Genomic DNA, 22,478 nt, shown 5'->3' with positions numbered 1-22,478 from the left:
CGCATCACAGCATCAGCGCGAGGCCGGCCTCCAGGTGCTCGGACGGCATGCGCCGGAAGCCCGAACGGGCGAACCGTTGCAGCCGCCCGGCGACAAACGCCGCCAGCACCGATGCACGCACCTGCGCATCGACCGTGGGCGTGGCCGAACCGCTGGCGTTCGCCGCATCGCGCAACGCCTGCCGCAGCATGGATTCGAGCTTGTCGAAGAACTGGTTCATGCGACCCTGCAGCCGCTCGTTCTCGAACACCAGCGCATCGCCGACCATCACCCGCGTCATGCCCGGGTTCTTTTCGGCGAACTGCATCAGCAGCCGCACGATGCGAGCGGCCTTCTCGTGCCCGGACCCCGGCAGGTCGAGCACCTGGTTGACCAGCGTGAACACGCTCTGCTCGATGAACTCGATGAGGCCTTCGAACATCTGCGCCTTGCTGGCGAAGTGCCGGTAGAGCGCCGCCTCGCTCACCTCCAGGCGCGCGGCCAGTGCTGCCGTGGTGACGCGCTCGCCGCCCGGGTGTTCCAGCATGGCGGCCAGTGTCTGCAGGATCTGCACACGCCGCTCACCCGGCCTGGGTCGCTTTCTGACGGGCGGTGACGCTGCGGCCAACGCACCCGCATGATCGGCCAGCGGGGCACTTGTCTCGTCATTCGACATAAGGCGTCAGGTCCGAGAGGGTGAAGGGATTCAGCGCGCGCGGATCATCGTGCCGTAGGCCTGATCGGTCAGGATTTCGAGCAGCATTGCATGCGGCACGCGGCCGTCGATGATGTGCACCGCATTCACGCCGCTCTTGGCCGCGTCGAGCGCGCCCTCGATCTTGGGCAGCATGCCCCCGGAAATGGTGCCGTCGGCAAAGAGCTCGTCGATCTCGCGCGCGCTCAGGTCGGTCAGCAGGTTGCCGGCCTTGTCGAGCACGCCAGGCGTGTTGGTCAGCAGCATCAGCTTCTCGGCCTTGAGCACGGTTGCCAGCTTGCCGGCGACCACGTCGGCGTTGATGTTGTAGCTCTCGTTGTTCTCGCCGAAGCCGATCGGGCTGACGACGGGAATGAAAGCGTCGTCCTGCAGCGCCTTGACCACGCTCGGGTCGATCGACACGATGTCGCCCACCTGGCCGACGTCGTGCTCCAGGCTCGGATCGGTGCGGTCGGCCAGCTTGAGCTTTTGCGCACGAATGAGACCGCCGTCGCGGCCCGTGAGGCCCACGGCCTTGCCGCCGGCCTGGTTGATCAGGCCCACGATGTCCTGCTGCACCTCGCCGGCCAGCACCCATTCGACCACCTCCATGGTCTCGGCATCGGTCACGCGCATCCCCTGGATGAAGCTGCCCTTCTTGCCCAGACGGTTGAGCGCCGCCTCGATCTGCGGCCCGCCGCCGTGCACGACCACCGGGTTCATGCCCACCAGCTTGAGCAGCACCACGTCCTCGGCGAAGTCGGCTTGCAAGGCGGGGTCGGTCATGGCGTTGCCGCCGTACTTGATGACGATGGTCTTGCCGTGGAACTTGCGGATGTAAGGCAAGGCCTGGGCCAGGATCTCGGCTTTGTCGCGGGGGGGGATGTGGAGGATGGGATCGGTCATGGCGTTTCGGTGCGCTGCGGGTCGATGGAGCCGAAATTGTGCCGCAATGCGGCCGACGCCACTTCGCGGCGAGATTCATGGAAGACCCAATGGTGCGCGGCCCATGCCAGCAGCGCCAGGTCGATGCCCACGCGCACCGTCCAGGCCAGTGCCGCGCCCGCAATGCCAAAGCGGCCGAGCGCCCACATCAGCATCGGAAAATAGAACACCGCCTCGAGCAGATGCAGCTTGGCCGTGATGTGCGCGTGCCCTGCGGCCTGCACGGCAGCGAAAGGGACGAAGGCCACGCCGTTGAGCAACAGGCCGATGGCCAGGATCGACACCACAGGCGCAGAGCGATCGGCAAAGGCCTCGCCCAGCCAGGCGGACAGCAAAGGGTGCGCAAAAAACCCCGCGACCAGGCACAGGGGCAGCATGGCCACGCCGACCGCCACCACGCAGCGGTGGTAAAGCGCCTGCGCCGCCGCACGATCGTTTGCCAGCAGGGCAGACAGCCGCGGAAACAGCACGCCCGTCAGCGCGCCGGGCAGGATGAGCAGACGCGCCATGACCTCCGAAGGCACGGTGTAGTAGGCCACGATGGCCGCGCCCAGGGTGGCGGAGATCACGAAGCGGTCGGCCGTCACCATCAGCGGGCTGACGACGCTGGAGACGGTCATCCACGCACCCACGGACAGCAGGGCCTGCACATGGGCGCGGCGCAGGGGCGCACGCCAGAAGTCGAGGCCGACCCTGCGCCGCACCAGTTGCCAGTGCCACAGCCCCAGGACCAGCCGGGCGACCGTCAGGCCGAACACGATGGCCACCAGCGACGGGCCCAAGCACCAGACGCTCAGGGCGGGCAAGCCGAAGTTCGTGACGCCCAGGAGCATGCGCAGGATATTGACGTCGCGGAAGTCCTCGTAGGCTTCGAGCACGCCGCGCAGCCCGACCGTTGCCGTGGTCACGGGAACACCCACGGCAGCCAGCAGCAGCGCGTGGAACACGGCCTCTCGCATCGGCGGCGACACCTTGAGCACATGGGTACCGAGTGGCCACGCAAAGACGGCCAGGACCACCCCGCCCAGCAGCCCGGTCGCGAGGGCGAGCAGCAGCCCGCTCTTGACCCGCCCTGGCAAGGCCCGGTGGTCACCCGTGGCGAGCTGCCAGGCCACCTGCTGCGTGAGCGCGCGGCCGAGGCCGAAATCGAAAAGGCTGAAGTAGCCGATCAACGCCCAGACCAGCGTGAGCACGCCGAATGCCTCCACCCCCATCGCGCGCAGCAGGTACGGAATGAGCAGGGCGCCCGCCACCAGCGGCACCCCCAGGCCCGCCAGATTCCACAACGCATTGCGCTGAAAGGACATCACACGGGGCGACGAAGCCTCATGTCGCGGTCAGGGCCGCAGCCAGCGCGGCACCTTGAAGCGCACGATCATCAGATAGGCGGTGACGTAGGTGGCAACGAACACGCCGCAGAAAATCATCAGCAGGATGGTGTTGTTCCAGAACAGCACGGCCGGCACGATCGACAGGGCCGCGAACATCCACAGGTAGGGCGACGTGCGGTTGTTGCGCGACAGCAGCTGGCGGGCCTCGTCATCGGAGAAGGCCACGCGCACGATGCGGCGGAAGATCAGCTGGTGGAAATGCAGCGCATCGGCAGTGCCGGGCGACTGGCCGCGGGCGACCTTGCGATAGATGGAAAACAGCGTCTCCCACACCGGGTAGATCAGCAGCAGCATCGGGAACCACGGCGATACGAGCGGATGGCGCTGCACCAGCGTGACGCAGGCCACGGCGATCACCAGCCCCCACACATAAGCGCCGCCGTCGCCCGCGAAGATCTTGCCGCTCGGGTAGTTCCACATCAGAAAGCCCAGCGTCGCGCCGATGAGGCAGACCATCATGGCTGCGAGTTGGCGGTCGCCCACCTGCAACGCGACATGGGAGATCGCGACGCACACCAGCACGGCCACGGTGGCGGCAAGGCCGTTGTAGCCATCGATGATGTTGAAGGCATGGGGCAGGCCGCCCATGGCCACCACGGCAAGCAGCACCGCGCCGTAGGGCACCCAATTGATCCCCTTGTCCACCAGGCCGATGCCGGTGCTGTAGACACCCAGCCTGAGCAGCCAGCACAGCAGCAGCGCCGAGCCCAGCGTGAGCCCGAGGCGATAGCGCACCGACACGCGCTGCGTCACGTCTTCCGTGATGCCGCCGATCACGGCAGGCGCGATGCACAGCAGCATGAGCGCCGACGACGATACCGGCCAGCCGACATTGAAGGGGTCACCGTACCAGCCTGCCGTCATCCACGCCGCCCCCATGCCCAGGAAAATGCCTGCGCCGCCCAGGCGCGGCACGTGCCCCTTGTGGAAGCGTTGCGGCATGTCGGCCCCATAGCGGCGTGCATGGCGACGCGCGCGGCGCATGAACACCATCACGGCAAAAGCGGCGACGAAAAAACTGAGGACGAGCAGCGAAATCATGACGAGGGTCGGGAACCTAGAATTCCGAAGCGAAATTAGACCATGCCGATGCCCTCCCCCTCCTCCCTGCGCAAGCCCATTACCGTTTCGATCGTGAGCCATGGGCAACTGGCCTTGATCCGGCCGCTGCTCGAACAGCTGGACCGCCACAGCCACGGCGTGGTGGATCGGGTGGTGCTGACCGTCAACATCCCCGAGCCGGACGTGCTGGAGGGCATGCACTGGCGCTTTCCGGTGACACGCATCGCCAACGACTCGCCCCAGGGTTTCGGCGCGAACCACAACCAGGCCTTCGCCCAGGCGTGCGACACGCCGTGGTTCCTGGTGCTGAATCCGGACATCCGCCTGGACGCCGACGTGCTGGCGCCGCTGCTCGCGCAGGCCGCGCCGCGCACCGGCCTGCTGACCCCGCGCATCCTGGAACCCGGCAAGACCGAACCCGAGCAGCACCGAGCGATCATCACGCCCCTGGAGATTCTGACGCGACGCCGTCCAGGCTATGCACGCCCGGCCGTACCGGCCTGGGTGCCGGGGCTGTTCATGCTGTTTCGCAGCCAGGTGTACGCGCAGATCAAGGGCTTCGACGAGAAGCGCTTCTTCATGTACGGAGAGGACTTCGACATCTGCGCGCGCACCCGGCTGGCGGGGTGGGAACTACAAGTGGGAGAGGACCTGCTGGCCCGGCATGATGCGCAGCGGGCGAGCCATGGGAGTCGCAAGCATTTGTATTGGCATGTTACGAGTTTGGTGAAGATCTGGGGTTCTAGGACATTCTGGCGTTACCGGCAGATGGCCCGTCGCTAAAATCCCGCCTCAGGCCCAGGCCGCGCGCGCCTACACGTGCTTTCGCGCGACATACCGGATACCCATAATGACAGGGGCCTTTTTCCACCTGACCCGATGAAATTTCCCCTTGCAACCAGCCTCCGGGCAAAGTCCGCCCGTTGCGCGGCTTTGCCTGCGCCAACCCAGCGACCCCTATGAGCCAAGTGCATTCCAACCTCCACCGTAGCGCGTGGGCCGACTGGTGGGAAGGTACCCGCCGTACCGACATCTGGTGGACGCTCGCCTGGTTCGACATCGTTCTTCGCTATCGCCGGTCCATGCTCGGCCCGCTGTGGATCACGCTGAGCATGGGCGCGATGATCGGCGGCATGGGCCCGCTGTACAGCTCGCTGTTCGGCACGGAGCTCTCCAAGTTCTTTCCGCATTTGGCACTGGGACTCATCTTCTGGAGCCTGTTCGCCGCCATGGTGACGGAAGCGTGCAACTCCTTCGTGGGTGCATCCAATTACCTCAAGCAGGGGTACTTCCCCATCAGTCTTTTCGTCTGGCGAAGCATGGCACGCAACGTGATCCAGTTCCTGCATCACATCGTGCTCTACATTCCCGTGGCGCTGTGGGCCGGAATTCACCTGTCGTGGTCGGCGCTGCTCATCATCCCCGCCTTCTTTTTGCTGCTCGTCAACGCGCATGCACTGGGGCTGGCCTTGGGACTGGTCTGCACGCGCTTCAGAGACGTGAGCCAGATCGTCACGAGCGTGATGCAAATGCTGATGTTCCTGACCCCGGTTTTCTGGATGCCTGAAAGCCTGCCCGGGCGTGCCAAGTACATCCTTTGGAATCCCTTGGCGCAGATGCTCGAACTGCTCCGGCATCCGCTCATGGGAGGTGTCGCTGATATGCACAACTGGATCGGCATTCTGGGCTGGACCGCACTGAGCGTCGTCATCTCGACGCTGCTGTTTGCCAAATACCGTCGTCGCGTCGTCTACTGGCTCTGAAACATGGCTCTCATCTCACTTAGAAATGCATCGGTCAGTTTTCCGATCTACGGGGCCGGTTCCGCCTCCCTGAAGAAGACCCTTGCCGCCTCCGTGACCGGCGGTCGCTTCGGCAAGGAAACCGGCGTCAATGTGGTCGAAGCGCTCAGCGGCATCAATCTCGAATTGAAGAACGGCGATCGCCTGGGCTTGATCGGGCACAACGGTGCGGGCAAGTCGACCCTCCTTCGTGCGCTGGCGGGCGTCTATGAACCCTCTTCCGGTGAGTTCGTCCGGGAGGGCACGGTGGCCAGCCTGATCGACCCATCGTTGGGCATTGAAGGAGATGCCACCGGCATCGAGAACATCATGCTGCGTGGTCTGGTGATGGGCATGAGCAAGAAGCAGGTCGAAGCGCTGACCCCGGATATCTGCGAATTCAGTGGTCTCGGCGAATACGTGAATATGCCGGTGAGAACCTATTCCACCGGGATGATGATGCGTCTGGCTTTTTCCATCTCGACGAGTGTCCAGGCGGACATCCTGCTCATGGACGAATGGCTGTCCGTGGGTGATGCCGAGTTCACGGAAAAAGCGGAAAAGCGCATGCGCGACGTGGTGGCGAAATCCGGCATTCTCGTGCTCGCCTCCCATTCCCCCGAATTGATCCGCAAGGAATGCACTCGCGTCATTCATCTTGAGCACGGGCGCATCATTGACGCTTACGCCATCGAACAGCCTTCCGAAGAAGGTCCATGAGCCCATTGATGGCCGTCGAGACTCCGGCATTGATGTCCACCTCCGTGGCGTTGTGCACCTACCAGGGTGAGCAATACCTGGCGCAGCAACTCGACAGCCTGCTGGCGCAACAACGTCTCCCCGACGAGATCGTGGCCTTCGACGATGCCTCGGCCGATGGCACGTGGGACTTGCTGCTTTCTTTCGCGGACGATGCGGCAGAACGCGGCATCCAGGTTCATCTTCACCGCAATTCATCGAACGTGGGCTATGTGGCGAACTTCACCCAGGCACTCCTGGCAACCCGTGGAGAACTGATCTTCCTGTGTGACCAGGACGACGTCTGGCATGTCGACAAACTCAGCCGCTTTGCCCAGGAGTTCGAGCGCCGCCCAGACCTGCTCATGCTGCACAGCGATGCCGAACTCGTCGACGACGCAGGCGGCAGCCTGAACTGCAAGCTCTTCGAAGCGTTCGAAGTCAGCCGCGAAGAACTGACGAGCGTCCATGGCAACGGGGCCTTCGAGGTGCTGGTCAAGCGCAACATCGTGACCGGCGCCACCATGGCCATCCGACGCAGTGTAATTGCCCAGGGTTTCGACGTACCCCACGGCTGGATCCACGACGAGTGGCTGGCCATGGTTGCAGCGACACAAGGACGGGTGGACTGCCTCGAAGCTGCAACGATCGACTACCGCCAGCATGGCAACAACCAAGTGGGTGCGCGCCCTCGGGGTTTTGTCGAACGCCTGACAGGGGGAACCATTTCACGCGCCGAGTTCATGGACCGCATGCTCGCACGCACGCAGTCGCTGATGACGCAGTCCGCCTCAGGCCAGCTGACGTTGAACGCGCCTCAGATGCACCTGCTGTCGGAACGCCTGCGCCACGCCCGGGTGCGCGCCCATCTGCCGCAGTCAGCCACGGCTCGTGCCGCCTTGGTGCTGCGCGAATACGCGAGTGGGCGCTACCATGAATTCGGCAACGGTTTGCGCTCGTTGCTCAGCGATCTCTTCAAGCTGCGCGGATGAGTCCAGCCACGCCGCCTCATCCTGCGCCGGACGTCTGTGCCGTCGTGATCACCTACCGGCCGCAGGTGGATCTTCTGCAGCAGGTCATCGAAGGTGTGCAGAGCCAAGTCGGGCGTCTTCTGGTGTTCGACAACGGCACGCAGGACGAAAAACTGGACGCATATTTTGTCCAGCTGCAGCGAACGTCGGAGGTGGTCATAGAGCGCTCTCCCGGCAACATCGGCTTGGCCGCGGCAATGAACCGCGCCGCCGAACATGCACGAATCCACGGGTTCAATCACCTCCTGCTGCTCGATCAGGACAGCCTGCCCGACCCCGACATGGTCGCAACGCTGAAAGCGGCGTTGGAACAGCTGCAGCGCAGTGGGCCGGTCGCAGCGGTCGGCCCGCAGTTCCGTGATCGGCGCACCGGTTACATTGCGCCCTTCATCAGGGTGGCCTTCCCCAGCAGCCAGAAACTGAACGGCGGTCCGGGCCAGCAGGTGCGGTGCGATTTCCTCATTTCATCAGGTAGCCTGATCCCGCTCGAATCCTTCGACCGGGTGGGACCCATGGACGAGGGCCTGTTCATTGACAACGTCGACCTTGAATGGTGCTTTCGCGCGCGGCATCGCGGCTTTTCGCTCTTTGGCATCTGCGATGCGCAGATGCGGCACAGCATTGGTGACGCCCTGCGTCCCTCGCGCATCGTGGCCGGTGGCATCAAGATTCACAGCCCGGTGAGGCTCTACTACATCACGCGCAACCGTGTCCTGCTATACGGTCGCAAGGAAACGCCGGCGGTGTGGATCGCGCAGGACATTCCCAGACTGATTTTGAAATTCTTCGGCACCCTGCTTTTTCTCAAGCCCAGGGCAGCGTATTTCCGAAGCATGGCCAGAGGCCTGCGCGATGCTTTGCGTGGCACGACCGGGCCGATGGGGCCGTCGTAGATCTCATTTCGTCCGCGGCTGCCTATATCTGCTGAATACGCGGTGGCCAGGCGAGGCCGAAGTCGTCCGCACCCAATGTCAGGTTCGGACTATAAGCCGGGTCCTGCTGCAGCAGCGTACCCCACCGCGAGGTCATGTAGTCCACCTCGCTGGCAAAGCGGGCCTTCTTCTCAGGCGCCTCGTCCAGGCCGCGCGTGGCAGATTCATGATGAATCAGTTCTGCGTATGGGGTCCACACATTGCGCAGACCCGCCTCTCGCAATCGAAGACAGAAATCGACATCGTTGTACGCCACTTTGAGATGGCGCTCATCGAGTCCACCTACCGCCTGATAGGACGCCTTGCGCACGACCAGGCATGCGGCAGTCACCGCAGAGAAGGACTGGATCAGTGAAGCGCGGCCGAAATAACCCTTGTGCTCTTTCAGCAGCGATTTATGGGAGTGACTACCGATGCCGCCCACACCGAGGATGACACCTCCGTGCTGCAGCGTACCGTCCGGATACCAGAGTCTGGCGCCTACCGCTCCCACCCCGGGCTGCAGTGCCAACGACACCATCTCCGACAGCCAGTCGGGCGACACCACTTCGATGTCGTTGTTGATCAACGCAACGAGCTCGCCTGTGGCCACGGCCACCGCCCGATTGTTGAGCGCAGAGTAGTTGAATTCATTGTCATCGCGCAGCAGCCGATAACCGGGGCGGAGCGCGAGCTCTGCGAAATAGGCCAGCGCAGCCGGGTCGTCCGACCCGTTGTCCACCAGAATGATCTCGTAGTTTCGGTACGTCGTAAGGGCCTCGATGCTGTCGACGCACTGCTTGACCAACGCGGCCGCATTTCGCGTGGGGATGATCAACGAGACACGCGGAAGCACTGCAGGCAAGTCATAGTGCGCGCGGTATCCATGTCCGACGTAGGCCACATGCCCACGGATTCCGCGTCGCTGAAAGTGTTCATTCAGTGCACGTTCGCCTGCAAGTTGGGCATAAGGCTTGGCATCGGTAGAGCCCGCGGTGCTCTCCGCATGGACGCGCCAGTGATAGAGGACGCGCGGAATATGAACGATCTGATCTGCTTGGATACGCTCAATGCAGCGCAGGACCAAGTCGTAATCCTGAGAGCCTTCCATGCCGAGTCGAAAGCCACCGACCTCCCTGAGCAATGCGGTTTGCAGCACACCCAGATGCGAGAACATGTTCTGGGAATAGAACAAGTCCACGTTCCAGTCTGGCTTGAAGTAAGCGTCAAAACGCCCCCCCTCTTCGTCAACCTTGTCCTCGTCCGAGTAGATCAAACGGGCTTGGGGATACGCATTGATGGCGTCGGCGACCCAGAACAGCGCTTGCTCGGGCAAGATGTCATCGTGGTCCAAAAGCGCCGACCATTCGCCGGTCGCCAGAGCCAAGGCACTGTTCGAAGCAGCCGAGATATGTCCGTTCTTTTGCCGGTAGCACACCTTGATGCGTGAATCCATCGCCTCGAATTTCCGCAGCACCTCTCGGCAAGCCTCGTTTGGCGAGGCATCGTCCGCAATACAAAGTTCCCAGTTTGGATAGATCTGCATGCGGACAGACTCGATCGCCTCACTAAGCCACTGGGCGTTCGGATTGTAGGTTGGCATCAGAACTGTGATGAGCGGCTGCCGAGACATCAGCGCCAGCCTCGCGCGCAAACCCGACCGCACGCCTTCATCTACCGTGTCGTAACGCGACACCCATTGTCGATATATCTGCGTCGGATCAGCAGCGGGGCTCAGGGCATCCACCAAGCCAGACCAGCCACCACGACGAAACAGTTCGGCAGCCCGCCGCGCCGCGCCAGCCATCCCACCATGGTGCTCTACAGCGGCCGAGAGTCGATCCGGAATGCCACTGACAAGCCTAACGCCCCGAGCGATGGCACGTAACGGACGGGTGATTCGCCAACTCGCAGTCGACATTGACTCGCTCATGATGTTGATTTAGGCGATCGGCATGAAAGAATATAAAGGCTCAAATGCCATCTCGACATTAGAGCATCCGGGCCAAGGTGTCTTGGAGCGTGGGAAGTACGATATTTGCCCCAGATTTACTCAACAAGGCATTCAGTTTGCCAGGGTCGCCGCAGAGGCTGCGAACTTCATTCTTCCGAACGAACGCAGGGTTGACTTCGACATTAATGGCATGGCCGGTGATCCTCTCAAAGCACGCGATCACCTCTCGCAAGCTATGCGGTCGACCCGAGCAAACATTATAGTTCTCGCCAGGCTGGCCGAATTCCATCAGGCAAAGATATGCGTCGCACACCGTTTGAACATCATTGAACTCTCTTTCCACATCCAAATTTCCAAGAGAAATGGAGGAAGCCTTTTCGGAAAAATGCTTGGCAATCTTTGGAATCACAAACTTGACATCTTGTCCGCGGCCCGTGTAATTAAAAGGGCGAGCAACAACAAGATTTAGTCGGCCAGCAAAAGATTTGGCCATGTACTCCATCGCAAGCTTGCTCGTTGCATAGTGGTTTACTGGCGCGGGAGGGTGAGCCTCTGTCAAGGGTGACTGCTCACTGTTGCCGTAAATATTCGCACTGCTCGCCAGCAATACACGATGGGGCGATGTCGGCAGCAGAAGTAACGCTTCTAGCAAATTTGTAGTTCCAACGACATTGACTGCGTAAAAAGAACTGCTGTCCGCATGACCAACAAAACTGATGGCAGCAAGATGGACGACAACCTCGGGCTGAACTGAGCGCACCTCATCAGCCAAAGCATCCCGATCCATCAGATCAGCTCTCATTGAGACGACTTCATGACCAGCAGCGCTAGCTCGGTCACTGAAGTAACGGCCGGTGAAGCCCTCGGCGCCGGTAAGAAATATCTTCAAAATGAGAAACCTTTCTTGTTTCTCTCAAGATCGGCCTCGACCATCATTTGGCACAACTGTTCTAGCGTGGTCTCCGGCTTCCAGCCGAGTTTTTCGAAGGCCTTGATTGGATTACCGATCAACAATTCAACTTCTGCCGGGCGATAAAACTTCGGATTCACGCGCATCAGTGTTCTACCAGTGGCCGCATCCACAGCAGACTCAGATTCACCGCTTCCTCTGAATTCGACTGCCATGCCAGCACCCTTAAAAGCCATACTTACGAAATCACGCACAGTCTCTGTTCGATTGGTCGCGAGCACATACGTGTCGGGTTCATCAGCCTGCAACATGCGCCACATACCTTCAACGTATTCTTTTGCAAAGCCCCAATCGCGTTTTGCATCAAGGTTGCCGAGCTCCAATACCTCAAGCTTTCCGAGCTTGATCTTCGCAACGCTATCGGTAATCTTACGGGTCACAAACTCACGTCCACGCAGTGGGCTCTCGTGATTAAACAAAATTCCGCTGCAGCCAAATATATTATAGCTCTCGCGATAGTTGATCGTTATCCAATGTGCATACAGTTTGGCAACGCCGTAGGGGCTACGCGGATAGAAAGGGGTATTCTCCATCTGCGGAATTTCTTGAACTTTACCGAACATCTCAGATGTAGATGCTTGGTAAAAGCGAATTCTGGTATCCGTCAGGCGAATCGCCTCAAGCAGGTTCAGCGCGCCTACGCCCGTGATCTGGGCAGTGGCGGCAGGCTGATTGAAGCTGACACCCACGAAGCTTTGGGCAGCCAAGTTATAGACCTCGTCTGGGGCGGTTTCACGAATCAAGGCCAACGAACTCCCCAAATCCGTTAACTCATATTCGATGAGATGGAGGTTTGGGTTATTTTGAATGCCAAGCTCCTCAATCCGCCAAAAGTTCACCGAGCTGGTGCGACGATAAGTGCCATAGACGACATAACCTTTATCTAGCAGAAGTTCTGCCAAATAGGCGCCGTCTTGGCCTGTGATTCCGGTGATGACTGCTCTTTTGTTCATAACTTTACTCTTCGCTAGAATTGGACGAGATGTTGGGGCGCAGCCGTTGGCATAGACACATTATTTCAGAAGTGTTGCTTAGCTTCGCGCAAAGTCAACCATGCACAGAATCCGACTGCGGATGGGATTGCTGCTCAAACGAGCTTGGGCCAGGATTGACTAGACTAGCCAGGAATATCCCGACAACGCCTAGAAAATAGTAGGCTTCTCGCCCAGCTACTTCCTTGAAGGCAGGTAAATTCTTGGCAATAATCAGAATTTTTTGGTGGACGGCCTCTATCAATGGAAGGACGAATCCTTGCCCCTCTGAGGCTGCGATCAAGCAGGTCAAGGCAGCATCAGTGCATTCAAGGTACTCATCGCTGATGCTTTCTAGCCCGAAAAATCTCTGGCATGTTCTGGAATGGCTAAGGAGTCGATTTGCGAGCTTGTCAACAAGCCAGCCTCGCCCACCTACGATGAGCAAGTTTACATCCAACCCAGGTGCCCATATTAATTCGAAGGTGTCAAGGGCCTGGGCATAGTCTTTGCTCTGCCACGCCGTTGGCCAAGCAAGCCGAGTGCGCACGAGAGCGGCGACTACGAGCGGCGCCACGATCACATCAAACGCCGAGGCACCACGGCGCGCATTACTCGCTAGTACATCGAGCGCAACTACAGACTTGGACACAGCCCTTGGGTCGTCTAGCGCACACACGTCAGGCTGGCCGCTTTCCGCAACCTGCGCACTCGTTTCGAACGTCCTATCGACATTCATGTGGCCCTACTTTTCCGATCTTGCTGCGTCATCAACCTGAGTTCTTGCCTGCGCTTTGTCAGCTGTTCCAAACCCTTTACGGGCGTCGCAACGTCCCTATTTCCTTGAGGCGCGCCGCAACGCGCCGGCCCGCCGCTTCCAGTGAGAGATTGGCTTCAGCGCTGATCTTTGCACGGGCACCGATTTCTCGCGCCCATGCTTGGTTCTCGAAAACTTGACGCATTAGCCTAGCGGCCTCTTCCACTGAAGGCTCCGCCCATTCCAAGCTGGCCTCGTAAGGCGGAATCGGTTTGCCGAGCTTCACGAGCTTGTACGGCACCAGTAAGCTGTTGTCGCTATCCATGAAGTCGACGTTGCCTGAGAAGTTGGTTGCAATCACCGGTTTGCCCATCAACATCGCCTCGGCCATCGTCAGGCCCAAGCCCTCGCTGCGATGTAGCGAAACATAGGCATCCGCCGCGTCCATCAGCGACAAAACCTCATCAGGACTGAACACCTTGTCGATGATCGTGATGTTGCTGCCGTGGGCAGCCTCGCGGAGCTCAGCCAGTTGCGCAGGATGCCGCTCGCCAAACGATGTCTTCAACACCAGCCGTACATCGTCCGCCGGCGAAAACACCGACTTGAACGCACGGATCAGGCCCAACGGATTCTTGCGTTCCATGATGCTCATCATGTGGAACGTAAACAGGAAAGTGAATTGCCCGTTTTTCAGGCCGAAATATTCCCGTTTCCTCGGTTTGTATTGGCCCAGCTTGACACCCGGGAACAGCGTCTTCACGGGAATAGAAAGCCGCTCTCGCAGGCCCTTGGCGATGAATTCAGTGGCAGTCCATACCTCGTCAATGGTGGCTGCATGCGCCAGCCAAAAATCAGGAATGGAATCGAACTCCCAGTACCAGTAAGCAATGCGGTAAGTACGCGGCTGGCGCTCGCTGACGTCAGATCGGGTGTATGCCTCGCTGAAGAACGGCTCCGGCTGGGTATGGATGATCGTCGTGTCGAAAATCTCGGGACCGTTGAACGACGCGTGATGCGGATCATCCCTCTGGTCCGTTCGAACGTCCCGCAAGGAGGTTTCGATGCCCACGCGCTGAAGACCGTCGACCAACGCCTCTGCCGAAACACGCAGGCCCGAGGGGTAGCAGAAATGCCCGATCACGTTCACGCCGGGGGCCATCAGACCGGCGATGGTCGTCGACTCGTCGAGCGCCTCGCACCAAGCTCGAATGTCGGGGCCTTGCATGCCCCCATCGGTACGCAGCCAACCAAGAAGGCTCCTCGCGCCTTGTTCCGAATGGAGGGCAGCGGGATTGCAGGACTGCCAATACTCCCTTGACTGGTAAGCCTGTCGAATCTGCTGCGCGGGCGTCAGTGTGATCGGCAGCCTCGACGGGTCAACCCACTCACCCGAAACACGGTACATGGCCGAGAACCACGCGGTGAAAGCGCCACGGCCGAAAATCGTCAATGCATCCGGATAATTTTTTTGCCACGTCGGGGTGAACAAATACGCATTAACCAATTCTCTGGACGGGTTTTCTCGCGCGCTCCAGAATAGCCACCAGATTTCTTCAAGCCGGAGCGATGATTGTTCTCTCCCATGCTGCATGAACCAACGAAACAATTCACGCGACCCCGGTGGGGTCAAACCATGCGGTGTCACAGCCCTGACGTCGGCCCGAAAAAGGAACAATTGGCGTGCAGCGGCACCGATATCTTCCAAGAAAAGCTCGCGTATCGCATCGACAGCCCGGCAAGGCAGACCAAACAAGCGAGGCCCCTCGGCACAAAGCCATTTGGGGAAAGCACCACTTGCACCGTCGGAAATCGCCTTTGGAAAACGCACGCGCAAATCCGCACGCCTGCGCAGCAGGTCGATGCACCAGCGCGCTGCCGACCATTTATCCACGATCTTGTGATGTTCCTGCGGTAGCCAGACGACTGACGTTCTGGGTAATCCAGCAGCGTCCAAACAGTCGCCGTCATCTGTCAGATCGAGGGATTCCGCGGCCCCCCGGAATGAGCCATAGGCGGCGATCTGCATGGCCAATTCCTCGCGGACATCCCGCGAACCCGTGGTACGCAGGGTCGGAATGGCAAAAGTGCCATCCATTTCGGGGTGGAGGTAATGATCCTCGTCGATTCCCAAGTCGCGAATGTCATCCGCGATACGCTGTATGTCCTCGGGCGGATTCGAATTGCCCCGCGTTGCGCCTTCGTGATGCACCAAGCAAGCATTCGGAGCATAGGCGACTCGGTAACCAGCGCGCCAAATCCTCAAGCACAGCGCAACGTCGCTCATTGCGACCAAATAAGAATCGTCGAACCCGCCAACCTGCTCGAATGCGTCGCGGCGCACCATCTGGCACGCACCCATGATCGCCAGCCAATTGCGCGGATACTCCGTCGAACCAAAAATACCCCATTCCCTTTCGGCTGCGCTGCGATACATCAGCGCGCAAAGATGGATTCCCACGCCAACGCCTGCGTGCTGCAACTCCCGGGAAGGATAAACAAGTTTGGTGCCGACGACTCCGACGCCGGGGCGAACTGCGAACCTGACCATTTCATCCAGCCAGTCGCTGGAAATTATCTCGATGTCATTGTTAAGAAAAAGGAATATCTCGCCGCGCGCGTATGAAGCACCGTAATTGCAAGCAGCGGAATAATTGAACTTCTTCTCGAAATTAACGATTTTTACCGAGGCTTCACCCGACAGCTCTTCGTAATATGCGCGCGTTGCATCTTCCGTAGAACCGGTATCCACAATGACAACTTCTTTATTGACGTAGTCAGTCCCGTGCAATACACCGTTCAAGCACATACGCAAAAGATCGACCTTGTCCTTGGTCGGAATTACGATTGATACCAGGGGAGCCTTGTCGAAAGGCCAGTCAACCCTTTGCGTTCCATTTTGTTGTGTGGTGGCAATTGCCTCGAAACCGTGGCTTTTCCAATAGCGCTCAATTACTCTTTCGCTATCGGCGGCCGCTGGCGTTTGAGGCGCAGGCCGCTCGCGTACCCCGCCGACCTTACGATGGCACAGGACCTTGGGTAACCGTTGAATCGACTGTGCTCGGTCACTGATTCGCAGGTTGAGTTCCCATTCCAGCGCGGCGTCACCAGCCAGACTTGGCAGATCGGCATCGAGCACGATAGAGCGACGCAGAAGAGTCAGCCGTCCAAAATAATTGAATGCATACAGGGTATCAGGCGACCACCCGGGCTTGAAATAAGGCAATGCCCGGGCATTCGCCGACGTTTGCTCGTCTTCGTCGCTGTAAAGAATGTCGACATTGCTCGACTTTTTAAACGAAGAATAAATTTCATTCAGCGCGTGCGGCGCCAATAAATCTCCGGAATCCAGAATTGCGATGTATTCACCACCGGCATTCTGGAGCGCCTCGCGCAAACATTCGCTCTTTGCTCCGAAAATCAACTTCGAAATCGAAAAACGAAAATCATCCAAAATGGATCTCTCGATATTCACCCGAAGCTCAGGTACTGCCTCAACTTGGCAGACAATGGCTTCCCACTTGCCGATGGATTGGGCACGAATCGATTCCATCGTTTTCAAAAAATTGGAGTGAGAGTCGACTCCAAAAATTAGAAAACTAACCATCGACGCCGGCTCGTTTACTGCAACCACAGCCGAGCGGGATTCGGTGGTTGCAATCCAGCTTTCATATTGCCCAGACACGGGCAAACCTGGCGATTCCGTTTCACTCCTAGATTGGAGAATTTTGTGCGAAACCGGTGCATTGCTATGCGCAGAACTGCTTCTATTTCGAATGAAACGCAATCGTTGCGGCATCTTCCAGGGCGTCAATGTCCACCAAGCCGCTTTCATGGCCCTGCGGATCTGGCGTTGCATCGACATCGGTGTTTTGGTGGCTAGGCTGCGTAACGGGCCGGTAGCGCGCCACCAAGTGGCGTTTTCAATGGCAAGGCGAGCCTGGATCGCCAGGGCTGTCTGTTGATTCGCTTCCTTTAGTTGAACCTCGTGCGCCAAAAGGGACGCGCGCAGCGCCGCCGCTTCGATCCCGGCACGCCGCCGAACGTCTCTTTCTTGCTTTTCGGCATTGGCTTGCTTTATTCGGGCGTCTTCGCTCTCGGCGCGGAAGCGAGCCAATTCCACCTGCACGTTCGCAAGTTCTTGCTGTGCATGCGCTCCGGCATCGGCACGCGTAGTTTGAAGGACAGTTTCCGCCGAGATGAAGTCGTCGAATACGTTGGGAGGAAACCTGAAGAACTCGCTAAGCTCCGAATGTTCATGCGCCACATAATAGCGATTCAGTCCATCCGAATAACAGTGTAAGTAGCCCGCCGCGAGCAGCAGGGGCTCCCAGTCTTGATGGCTTTCGATTTGCGAAAGCGGCTGCGTCGCCTCGACAACAACGACCCAAGGCCGGTTCGAATTCCAGTCGTTCCCGGCAATGACCGCTTTTTCAAATCCCTCGACGTCAATCTTCAGGAAATGCACCGACTGCGATTCAGGGACATGTTGCTTCCAAATGGCGTCCAGCGTAGTAATCGGGACTTCTGCGGTCAGCGCCGTCCACCCGGATGCCTGATGGGCTTTGGCGATCGTATCGTCGACCGTGGATAGGCCCGTTTCCTCGATAATGTTGATGGTTGTGGTGCCCGTCCGGTCGCCCACAGCAACGCAGAGATTGATCTCTGCTTTACGCCTTTTCATCAGTTGCGAATGAAAATGCGGATTCGGCTCGATGTTGATGCCGCTCCAGCCTCGCTCACTAAATGCTCTGGTCACAGAATCAATATCGGGCGACCACGCGCCGACATCGATGAAGAAGCCATTTTGGACATGACGGCCAAGCGCCCGCCAGAGCATCACGTCTTCGAAATTCTGCGAGTAGGAGATAAATTTCATTTCAATTGAATTTGTTCGGACATGGAGCACACACCGGCATATCAATGCGTTCGCGCTCGACTGTACCTTCGGAATTAGGTGAGGCTGTTAATTCCTCAAAAAACCGACACAAGTTGTCAACTCTATCCGACAACGGTGTGCGGCGCCGCCTGTCTCGTGTCAACAGTTGGAAAGAATGGATCGTCCGCAAAACCAAAAGGCCTGAGGTGAACACAAATCCCGAGAGCAGGCGATCTGGGAAAATGGCTTATGCCGATAGCTATTGAATCTAATTCGATCTGTCGGATTTTTTTATTCGAGCTGAACGAGCGACACAACCAATTCGGCACCAAGATATCGATTAATCGAAGAGTTCGGCGTCGACGAAACCCCTACCGGATTCATCCTTATAGGACAACTTCGGCGCCATCCCAATCTCCGGCCACGCAATCCCAATATCCGCGTCGTCCCAAAGAATCGACCGCTCATACTGCGGCGCGTAGTAATCGGTCGTCTTGTACAGGAAGTCCGCCGTCTCGCTGAGCACCACGAAGCCGTGCGCGAAGCCCGGCGGCACCCACAGTTGCTTGTGGTTGTCTTCATTGAGCTCCACGCCCACCCACTTGCCGAAGGTCGGCGACGATTTGCGGATATCCACCGCCACGTCGAACACCGCGCCGCGCGTCACCCGCACCAGCTTGCCCTGCGGCTGCTGGATCTGGTAGTGCAGCCCGCGCAGCACGCCCTTGCCGCTGCGGCTGTGGTTGTCCTGCACGAACTCCACATGCCGGCCCACCGCATCGTCGAAGGCCTTGCCGTTGAAGCTCTCGAAGAAGAAGCCGCGCGCGTCACCGAACACCTTCGGCTCGATCACGATCACCTCGGGGATCGCCGTGGGGGTGGCCTTCACTTGTGCACTCCTTCGGCCAGCAGGTGGTTCAGGTACTTGCCGTAGCCGTTCTTCTGCAGCGGTGCGGCCAGCTTCTGCAGCTGGGCGCTGTCGATGAAGCCCGCGCGCCAGGCGATCTCTTCGGGGCAGGCGATCTTCAGGCCCTGGCGGTGCTCCAGCGTGGCGATGAACTGCCCGGCTTCGAGCAGGCTGTCGTGCGTGCCGGTGTCCAGCCAGGCGTAGCCGCGCTGCATGATCTGCACGTTGAGCTGGCCCTGGTCCAGGTAGGCCTGGTTGACTGCCGTGATCTCCAGCTCGCCGCGCGGGCTGGGCTTGACGGCCTTGGCGATGTCCACGACCTGGTTGTCGTAGAAGTACAGGCCGGTGACGGCGTAGCTGCTCTTGGGCTGGACGGGCTTTTCTTCAATGCTGCTGGCCTTGCCCTGGGCGTCGAAGGCGACCACGCCGTAGCGCTCGGGGTCGTTCACGTGGTACGCGAAGACGGTGGCGCCGCTGGTCTTGGCGTCGGCGTCGCCCAGCAGGGTCTGGAAGTCGTGGCCGTAGAAGATGTTGTCGCCCAGCACCAGCGCGCTGGGGGCGCCGGCCAGGAAGTCTTCACCGATCAGGAAGGCCTGCGCCAGGCCGTCGGGGCTCGGCTGCACGGCGTATTGCAAGTTGATGCCCCACTGGCTGCCGTCGCCCAGGAGCTGCTGGAAGCGCGGAGTGTCCTGCGGGGTGCTGATGATCAGGATGTCGCGGATGCCGCCGAGCATGAGGGTGCTCAGGGGGTAGTAGATCATCGGCTTGTCGTACACGGGCAGCAGCTGCTTGCTCAGGGCCAGGGTGGCCGGGTGCAGCCGCGTGCCGGAGCCGCCGGCGAGGATGATGCCTTTGCGTTGGGTCATGACGGGTTCGGTTTGAAGTTTGGAATTCAGAGGGTTTCGCGCAGCATGCGGGCGACGCCGGCCTGCCAGTGCGGCAGCGTGAGGCCGAAGGTGTCTTGCAGCTTCTGGGTGTTCAGGCGCGAGTTCTGCGGGCGTTTCGCCGGCGTGGGGAAGGCGCTGGTGGGCACGGGGTCGACGGCTTCGGGGCCGGCCTTCAGTTCGACGCCAGCGGCCTTCGCCTGTTCGAGCACGAAGCGGGCATAGCCGTGCCAGGTGGTCTCGCCACCGGCGACCAGGTGGTACAGGCCGGCCTTGGCCGGGTCGGCCAGGGTGGCGCGAATGGCGTGGGCGGTGACGTCGGCCAGCAGTTCGGCGCCGGTGGGCGCGCCGAACTGGTCGTCGATGACGGTCAGGCGCTCGCGCTCCTTGGCCAGGCGCAGCATGGTCTTGGCGAAGTTGCCCCCGCGTGCGGCATAGACCCAGCTGGTGCGCAGGATCAGGTGCCGGGCGCAGTGCTGGGCGACCAGCTGCTCGCCTTCGAGCTTGGTGGCGCCGTACACGCTCAGCGGGCCGGTGGCGTCGTCTTCACGCCAGGGCGTGCTGCCGCTGCCGTCGAAGACGTAGTCGGTGGAGTAATGCACCATGAGCGCGCCGATCTGCTGGGCGGCCTGGGCGACGACGCCGGGCGAGGTGGCGTTGAGCTTGCGCGCGAACTCCACTTCGCTCTCGGCCTTGTCCACGGCGGTGTGGGCCGCGGCATTGACGATGACGTCCGGGCGGATCTTCAGGACGGTGTTGGCCAGTTGCTCGGGGCGGCTGAAGTCGGCGGCGTAGTCGGTGCTGTCGAAGTCGAGCGCAACCAGCTCACCCAGCGGGGCGAGGCTGCGTTGCAATTCCCAACCCACCTGCCCGCCCTTGCCAAGCAGGAGGAGTTTCATGCGGGGGCTTTCTCGGCCGAGGCGTCGTATTGCTTCTCGACCCATTCGCGGTACGCACCGCTTTGCACGTTGCTCACCCACTGGGCGTTGGCCAGGTACCACTCGACGGTCTTGCGGATGCCGCTGTCGAAGGTCTCCGCGGGCTTCCAGCCGAGCTCGCGCTCGAGCTTGCGCGCGTCGATGGCGTAGCGCCGGTCGTGGCCGGGGCGGTCGGTGACGTAGCTGATCTGCTCGCGGTAGCTCTTGCCGTCGGCCTTGGGGCGCAGCTCGTCGAGCAGCGCGCACACGGTGTTGACGATCTCGATGTTGGGCTTCTCGTTCCAGCCGCCCACGTTGTAGGTTTCGCCGAGCTTGCCGTCGGCGAGCACGCGGCGGATGGCGCTGCAGTGGTCCTTGACGTAGAGCCAGTCGCGCACCTGCATGCCGTCGCCGTACACGGGCAGGTTCTTGCCGGCCAGGGCGTTGACGATCATCAGCGGGATGAGCTTCTCGGGGAAGTGGTACGGGCCGTAGTTGTTCGAGCAGTTGGTGGTGACCACCGGCAGGCCGTAGGTGTGGTGCCAGGCGCGCACGAGGTGATCGCTGGCGGCCTTGCTGGCCGAGTACGGGCTGTTGGGCTCGTACTTGTTGTCTTCGGTGAAGGCGGGGTCGGTGGCCGACAGGCTGCCATACACCTCGTCGGTGGAGACGTGCAGGAAGCGAAAGGCGGCCTTCTCGTCGGCCGGCAGGGTGTTCCAGTAGCCGCGCACGGATTCGAGCAGGCGGAAGGTGCCCAGCACGTTGGTCTGCACGAAGTCCTCGGGGCCGTGGATGGAGCGGTCCACGTGCGATTCGGCGGCGAAGTTGACCACGGCGCGGGGCTTGTGCTCGGCCAACAGGCGCGAGACCAGGGCGCTGTCGCCGATGTCGCCCTGCACGAAGACGTGCGATGCGTTGCCCTGCAGCGAGGACAGCGTCTCCAGGTTGCCGGCGTAGGTGAGTTTGTCGAGGTTGACAACCGCCTCGGCAGAGCCTGCGGTGCCCTGGGCCAGCCAGTCGAGGACGAAATTGGCGCCGATAAAGCCGGCGCCTCCGGTGACGAGGATCATGGGTTAATTCTGCTATTCATTGTGGTGACACATTCGCCAGGCAGCGAGACAAGCATTATCCCACTGTGAGATTTTGTTACGGAGAGCAGTCCCCTCCATCAAACCCTCAAAGATGTGCTGTATTGGCGAAATGAAGATATGACCCCTTCTTTATCCTCGTTTTTTGATCTACGCTTGCTACAAGATGTAGCGAAAGCTGTTTCTTTTGCCCAGAAGGGCGCGCTACATTCTTGGAACAACGGACTTTCAGCAAAGCCCGCGCATTGCACGCTTCACTGACTGGCCTCCCTTTTCCAAATTAACCGGCGACACCGCTCGCAAGCACCATGACCACCTCATCCATTCATCCCGTCGTCCTGTGCGGCGGCAGTGGCACCCGTCTGTGGCCCCTGTCGCGCAAGGCCTTGCCCAAGCAGTTCGCCCCCCTGATCGACGGCAAGAGCCTGTTGCAGCTCACGCTCGAACGCCTGAGCGTGCTCAACAAGAACGTCACCTGCATCGCCTCGGAAGACCATCGCTTCCTCGTTCAGGAAACCGTCGAGGCCGCCAAGACCAGCGGCCGCCAGATCCTGGAGCCGGTCGCGCGCAACACCGCGGCCGCCATGGCCGCCGCTGCCCTGCTGGCCGACCCCGAAGA

General features: G+C 60.3%; 18 protein-coding genes. 6 read left to right on the top strand and 12 right to left on the bottom strand.

Going from position 1 to position 22,478, the window contains the following annotated elements; genetic code table 11:
- Positions 1-4 precede the first annotated feature (4 nt).
- The 4 genes from slmA to J2W36_RS19110 are packed head-to-tail and all read right to left on the bottom strand — an operon-like array spanning position 5 to position 4,050.
- On the bottom strand, positions 5-655 hold the full coding sequence (gene slmA / locus J2W36_RS19125; RefSeq protein WP_307691354.1) for a nucleoid occlusion factor SlmA: 651 nt from the start codon (positions 653-655) through the stop codon (positions 5-7).
- 30 nt (positions 656-685) lie between these two features.
- Complete coding sequence (gene argB / locus J2W36_RS19120; protein WP_307691353.1) at positions 686-1,579, bottom strand: acetylglutamate kinase; 894 nt, start codon at positions 1,577-1,579, stop codon at positions 686-688.
- Positions 1,576-2,925 carry a flippase gene (locus tag J2W36_RS19115; protein ID WP_307691352.1) on the bottom strand — a complete coding sequence of 450 codons (1,350 nt, stop codon included), beginning with the start codon at positions 2,923-2,925 and terminating at the stop codon, positions 1,576-1,578. The genes argB and J2W36_RS19115 overlap by 4 nt, the downstream gene beginning before the upstream one ends.
- Positions 2,926-2,955: 30 nt before the next feature.
- Entirely contained in the window at positions 2,956-4,050 is a 1,095-nt protein-coding gene (locus J2W36_RS19110) for a glycosyltransferase family 4 protein (protein WP_307691351.1), read from the bottom strand.
- 48 nt (positions 4,051-4,098) lie between these two features.
- On the opposite strand from J2W36_RS19110, the gene J2W36_RS19105 reads away from it, so the two are divergent.
- The 5 genes from J2W36_RS19105 to J2W36_RS19085 all read left to right on the top strand — a co-directional run bounded on the left by J2W36_RS19105 (position 4,099) and on the right by J2W36_RS19085 (position 8,514).
- Complete coding sequence (locus J2W36_RS19105) at positions 4,099-4,854, top strand: glycosyltransferase family protein (protein ID WP_307691350.1); 756 nt, start codon at positions 4,099-4,101, stop codon at positions 4,852-4,854.
- 140 nt (positions 4,855-4,994) lie between these two features.
- Positions 4,995-5,834, top strand: coding sequence for an ABC transporter permease (locus J2W36_RS19100; protein ID WP_307691349.1), 840 nt, complete (start codon positions 4,995-4,997; stop codon positions 5,832-5,834).
- A 3-nt stretch (positions 5,835-5,837) separates the two neighbouring features.
- Positions 5,838-6,572, top strand: a complete 735-nt coding sequence (locus J2W36_RS19095; protein WP_307691348.1) for an ABC transporter ATP-binding protein — start codon at positions 5,838-5,840, stop codon at positions 6,570-6,572.
- Positions 6,569-7,582: a glycosyltransferase family 2 protein gene (locus tag J2W36_RS19090; RefSeq protein ID WP_307691347.1), complete on the top strand. Its 1,014-nt coding sequence runs from the start codon at positions 6,569-6,571 to the stop codon at positions 7,580-7,582. Before J2W36_RS19095 ends, J2W36_RS19090 begins: the two co-directional genes overlap by 4 nt.
- Positions 7,579-8,514, top strand: coding sequence for a glycosyltransferase family 2 protein (locus J2W36_RS19085; RefSeq protein ID WP_307691346.1), 936 nt, complete (start codon positions 7,579-7,581; stop codon positions 8,512-8,514). The genes J2W36_RS19090 and J2W36_RS19085 overlap by 4 nt, the downstream gene beginning before the upstream one ends.
- Before the next feature lie 22 nt (positions 8,515-8,536).
- Here the strand turns inward: J2W36_RS19085 and J2W36_RS19080 are convergent, their stop codons facing one another.
- From J2W36_RS19080 to rfbB, 8 genes are all read right to left on the bottom strand, one after another.
- The gene (locus tag J2W36_RS19080; protein WP_307691345.1) at positions 8,537-10,465 is read right to left on the bottom strand and encodes a glycosyltransferase family 2 protein; all 1,929 of its coding nucleotides are present in this window, start codon (positions 10,463-10,465) and stop codon (positions 8,537-8,539) included.
- 58 nt (positions 10,466-10,523) lie between these two features.
- The gene (locus tag J2W36_RS19075) at positions 10,524-11,375 is read right to left on the bottom strand and encodes a GDP-mannose 4,6-dehydratase (protein ID WP_307691344.1); all 852 of its coding nucleotides are present in this window, start codon (positions 11,373-11,375) and stop codon (positions 10,524-10,526) included.
- On the bottom strand, positions 11,372-12,409 hold the full coding sequence (gene gmd / locus J2W36_RS19070; RefSeq protein WP_307691343.1) for a GDP-mannose 4,6-dehydratase: 1,038 nt from the start codon (positions 12,407-12,409) through the stop codon (positions 11,372-11,374). Before gmd ends, J2W36_RS19075 begins: the two co-directional genes overlap by 4 nt.
- Before the next feature lie 833 nt (positions 12,410-13,242).
- Positions 13,243-18,063: an FkbM family methyltransferase gene (locus J2W36_RS19065; RefSeq protein WP_307691342.1), complete on the bottom strand. Its 4,821-nt coding sequence runs from the start codon at positions 18,061-18,063 to the stop codon at positions 13,243-13,245.
- A gap of 340 nt (positions 18,064-18,403) precedes the next feature.
- Positions 18,404-18,952, bottom strand: a complete 549-nt coding sequence (gene rfbC / locus J2W36_RS19060; RefSeq protein ID WP_307691341.1) for a dTDP-4-dehydrorhamnose 3,5-epimerase — start codon at positions 18,950-18,952, stop codon at positions 18,404-18,406.
- Positions 18,949-19,836 carry a glucose-1-phosphate thymidylyltransferase RfbA gene (gene rfbA, locus J2W36_RS19055; protein ID WP_307691340.1) on the bottom strand — a complete coding sequence of 296 codons (888 nt, stop codon included), beginning with the start codon at positions 19,834-19,836 and terminating at the stop codon, positions 18,949-18,951. The genes rfbC and rfbA overlap by 4 nt, the downstream gene beginning before the upstream one ends.
- Positions 19,837-19,862: 26 nt before the next feature.
- Positions 19,863-20,753, bottom strand: coding sequence for a dTDP-4-dehydrorhamnose reductase (rfbD, locus tag J2W36_RS19050; protein ID WP_307691339.1), 891 nt, complete (start codon positions 20,751-20,753; stop codon positions 19,863-19,865).
- Positions 20,750-21,841: a dTDP-glucose 4,6-dehydratase gene (rfbB, locus tag J2W36_RS19045; protein ID WP_307691338.1), complete on the bottom strand. Its 1,092-nt coding sequence runs from the start codon at positions 21,839-21,841 to the stop codon at positions 20,750-20,752. Before rfbB ends, rfbD begins: the two co-directional genes overlap by 4 nt.
- 326 nt (positions 21,842-22,167) lie before the next feature.
- On the opposite strand from rfbB, the gene J2W36_RS19040 reads away from it, so the two are divergent.
- Positions 22,168-22,478, top strand: a 311-nt coding sequence (locus J2W36_RS19040; RefSeq protein WP_307691337.1) for a sugar phosphate nucleotidyltransferase, incomplete at its 3' end; no start/stop codon positions are given.

It is taken from the genome of Variovorax ginsengisoli (genome assembly GCF_030811835.1).
GTDB lineage: Bacteria > Pseudomonadota > Gammaproteobacteria > Burkholderiales > Burkholderiaceae_C > Variovorax > Variovorax ginsengisoli_C.
The sequence above is the reverse complement of the archived record's forward strand: the minus strand, read 5'-3'. Positions and strand labels throughout refer to the sequence as shown.